At 55.9% G+C, this 10,547-nt stretch carries 14 protein-coding genes and 1 other RNA gene; 7 read left to right on the forward strand and 8 right to left on the reverse strand.

Features of this window, described 5'->3' with window-relative positions; genetic code table 11:
• Window positions 1-184: 184 nt before the first annotated feature.
• The 5 genes from AL01_RS09125 to AL01_RS09145 all read right to left on the reverse strand — a co-directional run bounded on the left by AL01_RS09125 (window position 185) and on the right by AL01_RS09145 (window position 2,485).
• Window positions 185-1,000 carry a TIGR00282 family metallophosphoesterase gene (locus AL01_RS09125; RefSeq protein ID WP_077397242.1) on the reverse strand — a complete coding sequence of 272 codons (816 nt, stop codon included), beginning with the start codon at window positions 998-1,000 and terminating at the stop codon, window positions 185-187.
• Window positions 1,001-1,003: 3 nt separating this feature from the next.
• A complete protein-coding gene (locus AL01_RS09130; protein WP_241502797.1) occupies window positions 1,004-1,540 on the reverse strand; it encodes a 5-formyltetrahydrofolate cyclo-ligase in 537 nt (178 codons plus the stop codon).
• Window positions 1,541-1,593: 53 nt separating this feature from the next.
• Window positions 1,594-1,753: non-coding RNA, 6S RNA (ssrS, locus tag AL01_RS09135), on the reverse strand.
• 103 nt (window positions 1,754-1,856) lie between these two features.
• Window positions 1,857-2,249 (reverse strand): cell division protein ZapA, encoded by a 393-nt coding sequence (locus tag AL01_RS09140; RefSeq protein WP_077397243.1) that lies wholly within the window; start codon window positions 2,247-2,249, stop codon window positions 1,857-1,859.
• 5 nt (window positions 2,250-2,254) lie between these two features.
• Window positions 2,255-2,485 carry a hypothetical protein gene (locus AL01_RS09145; protein ID WP_143280763.1) on the reverse strand — a complete coding sequence of 77 codons (231 nt, stop codon included), beginning with the start codon at window positions 2,483-2,485 and terminating at the stop codon, window positions 2,255-2,257.
• Window positions 2,486-2,615: 130 nt separating this feature from the next.
• On the opposite strand from AL01_RS09145, the gene AL01_RS09150 reads away from it, so the two are divergent.
• Window positions 2,616-2,984, forward strand: a complete 369-nt coding sequence (locus AL01_RS09150) for a hypothetical protein (RefSeq protein ID WP_077397245.1) — start codon at window positions 2,616-2,618, stop codon at window positions 2,982-2,984.
• A 49-nt stretch (window positions 2,985-3,033) separates the two neighbouring features.
• Entirely contained in the window at window positions 3,034-3,612 is a 579-nt protein-coding gene (locus AL01_RS09155; protein ID WP_077397246.1) for a beta/alpha barrel domain-containing protein, read from the forward strand.
• A gap of 20 nt (window positions 3,613-3,632) precedes the next feature.
• Here AL01_RS09155 and AL01_RS09160 read toward each other — a convergent pair whose 3' ends face one another.
• The 3 genes from AL01_RS09160 to epmA all read right to left on the reverse strand — a co-directional run bounded on the left by AL01_RS09160 (window position 3,633) and on the right by epmA (window position 5,798).
• A complete protein-coding gene (locus AL01_RS09160; RefSeq protein WP_143280764.1) occupies window positions 3,633-4,331 on the reverse strand; it encodes a hypothetical protein in 699 nt (232 codons plus the stop codon).
• Window positions 4,332-4,336: 5 nt separating this feature from the next.
• Entirely contained in the window at window positions 4,337-4,732 is a 396-nt protein-coding gene (locus tag AL01_RS09165; RefSeq protein ID WP_077397248.1) for a hypothetical protein, read from the reverse strand.
• A 64-nt stretch (window positions 4,733-4,796) separates the two neighbouring features.
• Entirely contained in the window at window positions 4,797-5,798 is a 1,002-nt protein-coding gene (gene epmA / locus AL01_RS09170; protein ID WP_077397249.1) for an EF-P lysine aminoacylase EpmA, read from the reverse strand.
• A gap of 127 nt (window positions 5,799-5,925) precedes the next feature.
• Here epmA and AL01_RS09175 point away from each other — a divergent pair, with 127 nt between their 5' ends.
• From AL01_RS09175 to AL01_RS09195, 5 genes are all read left to right on the forward strand, one after another.
• Window positions 5,926-6,990 (forward strand): lysine-2,3-aminomutase-like protein, encoded by a 1,065-nt coding sequence (locus AL01_RS09175; RefSeq protein WP_077397250.1) that lies wholly within the window; start codon window positions 5,926-5,928, stop codon window positions 6,988-6,990.
• 128 nt (window positions 6,991-7,118) lie between these two features.
• Window positions 7,119-7,685 carry an elongation factor P gene (gene efp / locus AL01_RS09180; RefSeq protein WP_077397251.1) on the forward strand — a complete coding sequence of 189 codons (567 nt, stop codon included), beginning with the start codon at window positions 7,119-7,121 and terminating at the stop codon, window positions 7,683-7,685.
• A gap of 2 nt (window positions 7,686-7,687) precedes the next feature.
• Window positions 7,688-8,515, forward strand: a complete 828-nt coding sequence (locus tag AL01_RS09185; protein ID WP_077397252.1) for an inositol monophosphatase family protein — start codon at window positions 7,688-7,690, stop codon at window positions 8,513-8,515.
• 98 nt (window positions 8,516-8,613) lie between these two features.
• Complete coding sequence (locus tag AL01_RS09190) at window positions 8,614-9,339, forward strand: OmpA family protein (RefSeq protein WP_077397253.1); 726 nt, start codon at window positions 8,614-8,616, stop codon at window positions 9,337-9,339.
• Window positions 9,336-10,547 (forward strand): MotA/TolQ/ExbB proton channel family protein (locus AL01_RS09195; RefSeq protein ID WP_077397254.1); only part of this gene is annotated, 1,212 nt, incomplete at its 3' end. The genes AL01_RS09190 and AL01_RS09195, both read left to right, overlap by 4 nt.

The following is a 10,547-nucleotide window of genomic DNA, read 5'->3' on the forward strand; positions in this document are numbered from 1 at the left end:
TATACGCAGAACCCCCTACCCGCACAACCCCAAAAAAGAGAAAAAATCAAAAAAACTTCAAAAAACGTTAAAAAATCCTAAAAAGTCCCGGTTTTCCTTCCCTTATCTCCTCCCCTCCCCCGAAATAGAAAGGGCCGGGTCATTCAAACCCGGCCCTTTCATCCATAAAAATTCTTACCTACCCTCAAAAATTCGGCATGGAAGGCAACAAGTCCCCTCCCTGACGGAACGGACAGACCCGAATAGCCAGCCCCGTTGCATCATCCGTTTCCACCATCAAGCCAGAAACGGTGGCCTTTCCTCCAGCAGGCTGGAAGCGTTCTGTCGGCACCTTCTTGAGCATTTTGCGAATGGCATTTTCTTTTTCCATACCAATCACACTGTCATAGTCACCACACATACCCGCATCCGTCTGATAGGCTGTTCCACCTTTCAGAATACGATGATCGGCTGTTGGCACGTGCGTATGAGTACCGACCACGAGAGAAACTCGCCCATCGTAAAGATGTCCAAATCCCATTTTCTCGCTGGTGGTTTCTGCATGGACATCCAACACGGCGGCCTGAACGGTTCCTCCCAGACGATGCTTGGAAAGAATCTGTTCCACGGCCCGGAATGGATCATCCAGAGCATCCATGAAGACACGGCCCATCACATTGATAACAAGCACCTTACGCCCACAAGGCAGAGTGACAACACAGCTCCCCTGCCCCGGTGTTCCCTCGGGATAATTGGCAGGACGGACAACAGCAGGAAGCTGATTGAGCTGTCCGATAAGATCTTTCCGGTCCCACGCATGGTTGCCCAGCGTTATAGCATCCACACCGCCATCCAGCAGATCACGAGCAATCTGAGGGGACAGACCAAAACCGTGGGAGGCGTTCTCCGCATTCGCAACGACCATGTCCAGCGATAGCTCTTCTCGCCAGCCTTTTAAGCCCTCTAGAACAGCCTCACGCCCTGACCGGCCAACGATGTCTCCCAGAAATAACAGTCTCAATGTCTATCCTTCATTCTTTCTGATCTGAATAATCTCACGTTCCGTCACAATGACGGGTAGTCGATGATCATACTCATCCATAGGCAGGGCCTCTCTCTCCTGTGAAGACAGACCATACCCTATAAGCGTAGCCTGCGGATAAAGAGGTAAGGTTCGGTCATAATAACCGCCACCATAGCCAAGCCGCCCCCCCTGCCTATCAAACGCTACAAAAGGTACCAGAATAACATCAGGTTCCTTCCGTCTCCCTGTAGGGTACCACGTCCCGAAGCGGCCTTTCCGCATTGGGCGATCACATCGCCATTCCCGAAAGATAAGAGGCTCTCCCTTAGGAGGTGTCTGCGGCAAAACGACACAATAGCCCGCCCGCACCAACTGTTCACAAAGCGGGCGAAGGTCCGCCTCCCCCGGCAGAGGCCATGTAGCCGCAATCACGGTCGGCTTTATGTGATGAAGGCTGATCAGGAGGTTAGCGATAAGCTGCCGATTCTGCCGTGGCAGAACGGGCCGACGGGACGCCAGAATTTTCTGACGAATCATTTTTTTATCGCAAACGGATGGAAGAGGAAGCTGGGCCATAAAATCCATGAATTGGTGAAGCCGCCTTGGCCGTTGGTCTCATCAGCCCTCCCGGACCTGCTAGGGCAGGTGGGCACCGGTAATAACGTGACCACAGCCACGACAGAGCCAGTTCCCTTGGAAGTGCTTATCGGCCCAGAGGTTGATCGTGCCTGACGCACCAGGCAGCTTCGACCCTCATATTGCACTCCTACCCGGTACTAGACAAGCACCGGAACAGTGCTTTCTATGGATCACGGCCATAGGTAGGGCCAGTATGTGGGAAATTGCGCGCGCCTTATTCGTTCACTGCCACCTTATCGGAGGTAGCTGCCCCGACCGATGGCTTGAGACCTTCTTCCACCCGCTGGAGCAAACTGGTTGCTATATCGGCTGCATCCGCCAGACGCCCCGCTGTCTGTTTGTAAGAGGCCTCAATCTGGCTGCTACGCGCCACGGCTGCCCGCTCTTCGTCCGTCATCTGCTTTTTACGGGCTTCATAAAGATCATCAGTCGTAAGCAAAGCGACCAGAAACATAGCTTCGCCATCGCCCCGCGGCCCCAATGTCCTGCGTACTTCCTCAAGACGCCGAGAGATGGAAGCAGCAAGGTCCTTCAGATACTCTTCTTCACCATCCTGACAGCCAACCGTATAGCTAAGACCACCAACCGAAAGCGTTACCTGCGCCATATGTCTTATCTTTCCTCTTCTGCTTCAGAAGATGCTGCCAGCCCGGCCGTCTCTGCATCCATATCGAGAATTCCCCGCAATCGGGCTTCAAGAGCATCAATTCTGGCAAGCAGGGCCTGTTTCATTTTTTTCTGCTCTGTACGTTCAGCCTCGCACTGAATCTCCTGTTGCTCCAAAGCAAAACCAAGCTGGACAAGAGCGATTTCCAGCCGCTCAAGGTCCGGATTTTTCTGCATGGCGCTCACCTGCTTTTTCTCCTGCACTGACATCCCTCACCTCGTAGCCTATGATACGCCCCTGCCACGGTAGAAGCAGGCAACCTGCATCCCCCATGAACCTATAGCCATCGTCCCAGATGGAGCCAGAATGACCGATCCTCACAGTGCGTCAAGCATCTTTCCATCCTTCCCCCGTCCCTTTATCACCATTTCTACCCGCACAACCCTCCTGAAAGTGCATCAGCATTTTGCTGGACACCCCTTCACCATCCTCTCCCCTCTCCATGCCGGGGCCAGTCTAGGCATAGAGTGGTGGCTCCACCTCATCGGGGAGTCCAAGGCACCCTCCATTCTGGATTGTGGGGCCAGTGCCTCACTCGCTATCGAGGCCCTGCATAAAGGTATTGAGGGAGTCGTGTGCCGGGACTTCCGGGCTGGTCTACCAAACGACATGAGAGGACGCCTTTTCTCGCAACGCCCATCTGATACGAGCATCCCAACGCTGATGCTCCCCTGAAAGATGAAAGGCTGGTCAATACACAAACAATCTGCCACATCTGATTCCTATGAATCACTGTGACCTCTACCCTGTCATTCCTTCCCTCTCTGCGCTGACAGCAGTGCAGGAGCAGCTTCCTTCTCTGCTAGCTAATGACTCTGTCACGGCCCTGCGGCTCTGTTTTGACAAGCCACTAGAACGCAAGCAGCTTGAAACTGTCCGCCAAGTAGCCTGGGAACGGAACGTAGCCCTGATTCTGGCACCTGCCAGCCTCAATCTGATCCAAGGCGTCTCCCTAAAGGACAGTGATGGGATTCATCTTTCCAGCTTACAGGATGTCAAAACCTTTGCGGGTCGTAAGGACAAACCCGGCTCTTTTCAAATCGGCTGCACATGCCTGACATTGGATGATGCTATGTCCGCTGGGGAGCAGGGTGCCGATTACGTCAGCCTCCCTGCTGTCAATCTATCCGCCCTGACACAATGGAGCGTGTTTGCCGAACTTCCCGCCGTGGCTGAACATGTCTGCACCGCAGAAGAAGCCCGTGCCGCCGCACAAGCTGGGGCCGACTTTCTCGCTATCACGCTGGACCCGGCAGAAGATGGCCTAGCTCGTTTCGCAGCTGTCAGCGAAGCCCTCTCCTAACTCAGGCGAGTCTCCCCTTACTAATAGGGGAGAATTGAGTCTGCCATATACAGAACGCCATTGGACTGCGGGTAGCCTCCTCCCGTTAGCGTCACCGTGCCATCCTTGCCGATGACTTCCACATCACCAAAGACTGTAGGCTTTAAAATAACGTCATGCCCCGGCCCGGCGAGCGTTGGCACCCGGACACTGCCACCCTTTTTTGCCGCCTTGCGCCGGATCGTAGGCATATCCCAATGCCCAACAAGGATCATCTGGCCAATAAAGCCCCTCAAATAGCTATGCCCCGTAGGCCTCATAAGGTCCGGCTTAACCTCATGCTTGAAGGCCTCAAAAGGACCATTGGGAACAGCCAGCACGGTATACTCTTTCTCTCCCTCCAGCAGGGACCAGTATCCAGACCGTATGACGGCGGCCTCAAAATCGGCCATCTCGATGGAACCAGAAAGATTGTCACTCAATGGCCTGTCTTCAAAAGAAAATGAGGGCGGCACATGATATTTGACCTGCGGATTAGGCGCCTCATCAGAGGAAGCAGGTTTATACGCCTCTTGAATACTCTTTGCCTCGGGCAGTGGTGCTGCATAAGAAGAACCACGCACAGAAAGAGGGTCCTGCCGGTTTGACGTTCCGCCGCCACAGCCAGCCAGAGCAGAAAGAGCCATACAGGCTAGCCCCAGCTTTACAGGCAGCGTCTGCCCACATCGCAACCTACGCATCAAACTCAACATCCCCCTCCGTACAGCTTCCATCCCACAACCTTATCCTCCACCGCTTCAAATGTCGTCTGACAGGTAGAGCTGTAATAGCTGGGGGGAATACTGATGCCACCCCAGCCTCCCCCGTATCCATAGCCATAGCCGCCACCCCAGCCCCAATCCCAACCGGAATACCCCGGGGAGAACTGCGTTTCCGTCTCAATATAGGACAGAAAATTATGCCCTTGGGCAACATAGGTACGGGTAGGCACCCCGAAACGGCGCAGGACCTCTACAGTCGACTGCCCGACCATGGAATTCAGCACCTTAGGCCGCTGAAGAGCCGGTGCTGTGCACCCTCCCAGCAACAAAGCTGCCCCAAGAGCCAGCCATACTCCCTGTCCATATGCAGAGCGTTTCATACCCCCACCCCTTCACTCATCGATAATTTATCGACCATGCACTCTGGTTACGGAACCATTTCTGTCAGCTTAGCCAAAGAATCTCCTCAAGACGAGGGGCACCCGTTGCCAGCATCACAAGCCTATCAAAACCCAATGCAATACCAGATGTTGGGGGCATGTCAGGTAGAGCCTCAAGAAAGGCCTCATCCACTGGCCAGTCCTGTTCCGGCGTAATCTGCATCCGCCGGCCCCGGTCTGCTTCAAAACGCTGGCGCTGCTCGTGCGGGTCTGTCAGCTCCTCAAACGCATTAGCAAGTTCCAGCCCGGCGGCATAAAGCTCAAAACGCAGAGCCACCCGTGGGTCAGCCGGGTCACGCTTTGCCAATGCCGCCTGTTCGGCTGGCCAATGTGTTAGAAAAGTAGGACGCTCCCGCCCGATATACGGCTCAACCTTCTCCAGCAACAAGCGGAAGAAAAGGTCTTCCCAATCCTCCCCCTCCCGGAGCGAAACACCAGCCTCACGGGCAAGACGGGCCGCATCCCCTGCACTAGATAACAGGTCCACCCCGACATAACGAGCAAAGGCCTCCTGCATCGTCATACGTTCAAAAGGTCGGGACAGGTCCAGATCATCCTCGCCATAAAGCAGGCTAGGCGGCAAAAGAGAACGCAACAAATGTTCCGTCTCATCCATAAGAGACGATAAGGCCGCACCAGGGCGGTACCATTCCAGCATGGTAAATTCCGGCATGTGGGTCGCACTCCGCTCCCCATTGCGCCAGACACGGGCTAGCTGAAACAAAGGCTGCCCCGTGGCGGCTACAAGACGTTTCATAGCGAATTCTGGGCTGGTATGGAGGTGGCGCACCTCTGATGTACCATCCGGATGGTCCAAAACGGTACGGAAACAACGCAGATGCACCTCCTCACCCGGCACGGGAACGGCATAGGGCGTCTCGACCTCCAGATACCCCCGCCCCTCGAAGAAAGCCCGCACGGCCTGCACCATCCGGGCACGTCGCCGCAGAAATGGTAAACGGTCCCGTATCCGGGCTGTTGTCTGCCTCGTGCTGAAACGTCCCATCACCACCCCTCCCCTTTTTGAACTTTAATGCCCACTCGTCATCTCTCCCCTATAGAGCAGGCCTTCACGCAAGCGCCATAGTAGAGTCTTCTTGCGGAAAGCCGTCTCCTTTCGCTAGAGCAGCCTCATGCAAGACCCCGCCTCACCCTCCACACCACACAAAGTACTCCGCACGACACAAGCGCTTCTTGAGGCAGACCTCATCACGCCGGAACAAGTTCCTGCGTTAGAGGCTGTGGCAGACCGCTATGCCACCGCCATTCCCCCGGCTTTTCAGCAGCTCATCACCAGCCCGGATGACCCAATCGGGCGGCAGGTCATTCCCGATGCACGGGAATTACAGACCATGCCACACGAAAATGAGGACCCAATCGGCGATGAAGCCCTCTCCCCTGTTCCCGGCATCGTGCATCGCTACGAGGACAGAGCACTACTCAAACCGCTGCTCATCTGCCCGCTCTACTGCCGCTTCTGCTTCCGTAGGGAGCATGTCGGCCCAGATGGTGGCCTGTTGGGGGAAGAGGCATTAGAAACCGCCTTCCACTGGATTGAAACACATCCACAGATACGGGAGATCATCCTGACCGGCGGTGACCCGCTAATGCTCTCCCCACGCCGGATGAAGCATATCATCCAACGTCTGTCAGCCATTGCCCATATTGAGATTATCCGCATCCACAGCCGTGTCCCCGTCGCCGCACCGGAACGCCTGACAACGGACCTACTGGATGCTTTGGAGACTGACCGTGCCCTCTGGATGGTCACTCACATCAACCATGCCCGAGAGCTAACAGAAGAGGCCCGTCTGGCTGTCCGGCAAATGCTCTGCCGGGGTATTCCTGTCCTTTCCCAATCCGTCTTGCTTCGGGGCGTGAATGATACGACTGAATCGCTGGAAGCCCTCCTCCGTGCGCTGATCGCTGCCCGCATCAAGCCCTATTACCTCCACCATCTCGATTCCGCTCCCGGCACAGCGCATTTTCACGTCCCGGTGGAAGAAGGCCGTGCTTTGTTGGAGAGCCTACGGGGGCGGGTCTCTGGTCTAATCTGGCCGACCTATGTCGTGGATATCCCCGGCGGGAAAGGCAAAGTCCCACTTGGGCCGGATTACCTCATCCACTCATCATCTGACAGTACCTCCACCCCCTCGCAAGCACGAGGACCAGATGGAAAGCACTATCCTTTTACCTAGAGCGTAACAGGGAGCTTGCGTCCCCCCCGCCGACACGGCTAGAAGTCTCCCAGAGCTACATCGCTCCCACCTACAAGGCAGGGAGCCTTGAGCAACACCGATCTTTTGCACGTACATCAGGAGCTGACATGAAACAGCAAGCCAACCTCATCCGGGCCGGGCAGGTCATCGAACATAACGGTCGCCGCTGGACCGTTCTTAAACAGCAGATTCTGACCCCGGGTAAGGGCGGTGCCTTCATCCAGGTGGAGATGCGTGACCTCGCCAGCGGCAACAAAAGCAACGAGCGGTGGCGTACAGCTGATACTGTCGAACGTCTCCTGACCGAAGATAATGACTACATCTATTCCTACATGGACGGCGACAACATCGTCCTCATGGACCCGGAAACATTCGAGCAGACCATGCTGCCGAAGGACATCCTCGGTGATCAGCTCCCCTTCCTTCAGGACAACATGACAATCGGTGTCAAGCTGGTTGAGGGTGACCCCGTTGCCGTTACTCTGCCGCCGCAGGTCACGCTGGAAATCGCCGAAGCCGACCCGGTCGTCAAAGGCCAGACTGCCAGCTCCTCCTACAAGCCTGCCGTGCTGTCCAACGGTGTGAAGGTTATGGTTCCTCCCTTCATCGAAGCTGGTGAGCGCATTGTCGTCCGCACGGAAGACGCCACTTACGTTGAGCGTGCCAAGGACTGATCATGCGTCTTTCTCCCCATATGGCCGTCATGCAGAACACGGCGCAAAAAGCGGCGCGCTCTCTCCTGCGTGACTTTGCCGAGGTTGAACAACTTCAGGTCAGCATCAAAGGTCCGGGAGACTTCGTCTCCCAGGCCGACATGCGGGCTGAGAAGACCATCCGTGAAGAGCTGGCCCGTGCCCGCCCTGGCTATGCCTTCCTGATGGAAGAAAGCGGTGCCTCCGGCGGCGATAATTGGACATGGCGTTGGATTGTCGACCCACTGGATGGAACCTCCAACTTCCTCCATGGCATCCCGCTCTGGGCTATTTCCATCGCTCTCCAGCGGCGTCATCCAAACGGGGATGTCGAGCTTGTGGCTGCTGTCGTCTATAACCCGGCCTCCCATGAAATGTTCTGGGCAGAAAAAGGTGTCGGTGCCTTCCTCAATGACCGGCGCATCCGTGTTTCCGCACGGCGCAAGCTCTCAGAATCCATGTTCGCTACAGGTATTCCTTTTGCCAAAGTTCCGGCAAAACACCGCCTGCCCTTCGGGCGTGTTCTGAGCAGCCTTATGCCCAAAGTCGCTGGCATCCGCCGTTGCGGTGCCGCTTCATTGGACCTCGCATGGCTGGCAGCTGGACGCTATGAAGGCTATTGGGAATTGGGTCTGAAGCCGTGGGACTGCGCTGCTGGCCTACTGCTCGTGCGTGAGGCCGGAGGCCATGCCACGGACGATCAGGGCCGTGACCTTGGCGATCTTGATGATGAAGTGAATGTGGTTGCTGGTAACCAGCATTTCCATGCCCCACTACGGGAGCTGGTCCACAACGCCCTCACACAGGACTAAGCCTTCACACCACCATGAGAGGGTTATGGGGCCGTATTCCGCAGCATGATATTGCCATAATGATTGCAGGATACGGCTCCTCCGCATAGGATAACGGCATGAAAAAACGGCAGGCTTCCCTCTCCCCTCTACTTTTCACGCCTCTTCTGGCAGGTCTTCTGTACGCCCCGGCTGTGCAGGCGCAGGTTTCCACCAATCTAGATGCTTTGCCTAAGGCGGCCCCCGCCCAAAGGCACGAACAGACTGTCCGGCATACGAGCCAGCCAGCCCCCGTCCATCATGATTCAACCCCGCCACTGCCGCCAGTACCATCAGGCTACACACAAGTGCCCGCCATTTCAGCTGGGGCGCCCAAGCCGACCGTCATAACACCGCCGACTTTTCCGGTTGTTCTACATCCCCCTGTCCCCGCAGCAGATGTACAACCCACCAAGGACAGCCACAGTCGAGCTGAAGCTCAACAATCTGATTCTCTCCGTATTTTGTTCGATGCAAACAGCACCGGCATGAATGCCACCACGATTGATGCCATCCGCCATTACGCAGAGACCATGGCACCAAAGGTGAATACCCGCCTCATTCTCCGCAGCTATGCCACAGCACCGGGCAGCGACATTTCCGCACCCCGCCGCATGTCCCTGTCCCGTGCGTTGGCCGTGCGTAGCCTGTTGATACAAGGCGGCATTGCCACAACACGCATCTATCCCATCGCCCAAGGGCGGCCAGACAGTACCGATACAGCACCAGCGGACAGGCTAGACATCCTCCCCGAAGCCAACCCTGCCCCTTCAGACAGCCCTGAAAAAGGAAACACGATACCATGACACGCCCGACCCGTTATCTCGTCCGTATCATTGTTTTCCTGCTGATCATTCTGGGGTTGGCTTTTGCCCTACGGAATGTGCTGATCCATGCCTTTATGGTGAATCCGGGGCTAGATGGTGTCATCGTTGCAATTCTACTGCTTGGTATTCTCTGGAATCTCCATCTAACCCTTCGGCTCTTCCCAGAAGTTCGCTGGGTCAACATTCTTCGTCAGCCACGGGCTGGGCTGAAGGTACCAGAACCACCCCGCCTTCTCTCCCCTATGGCTCGTGTTTTACGGGCACGGCGTGACCAGAACCCTAAGCTGGCCCTCTCCACACAGACCACACGGGCTATGCTAGAGAGCTTGGAGGCTCGCATGGATGAAGGGCGAGAAATTTCCCGCTACATCACGCAGCTTCTGGTATTTCTGGGGCTACTAGGGACATTTTACGGGCTGATCCTAACCGTGCGTTCTGTTGCGGATGTTATCGGTGCCATGCCTTCTGGTGGCGCAGATATTTCCACCATGTTCGACCACATCAAAACAGGTCTGATCAAACCGCTTGCTGGGATGTCCACAGCCTTTTCTGCCTCCATGTTCGGTCTGGCTGGGTCGCTCATCCTTGGCTTCCTCGATCTGACTTCGGGGCAGGCGCAGAACCGTTTTGCCAATGAGATTGAAGAATGGTTGGCCGACCAGACCTTCCTTGATACTCCCGCCGCAGAAACAGACAGTAAGGCCTCCCACGATTCTGCCCGTGCAGCAGAAAACAAAGCCGCCAACATAGAGGCATGGCTTCCACGGGTGCAGGACTTCATGCGTCTCACGACAGAAAATGTGGCACTACTTCAGCAGAACATCACCATTCTGCGCCGCATCATGGAAGGTAGTAAAGGGGCTGACGAGAAGATCATCCTGACTCTGAACACCCTAAATGAGAGCCTGCACAAGCTCCAGACTGACAGTGCCCTCAGCCGTGGCCAGACTGCCATTCTAAACAAGCTGACCGATGTAGAAGGAATCCTCCGTCAGTCTGCACAACAAGCCCCAGCCCCATCTTACCATGAAGGGCAAGGCTCCCTTATCGACCGGCTGACCCGGATCAGTGAAAGCCTCCTTCACCACCGGGAAGCACCTACGGAGACTATCCGCACGGGGCAGACTGCCATCCTCGAAAAGCTGACAGAAATCAATGCTGGCCTCCAGAACAGGCAGGAAGCACAA

It is taken from the genome of Bombella intestini, from assembly GCF_002003665.1.
GTDB classification, from domain to species: domain Bacteria; phylum Pseudomonadota; class Alphaproteobacteria; order Acetobacterales; family Acetobacteraceae; genus Bombella; species Bombella intestini.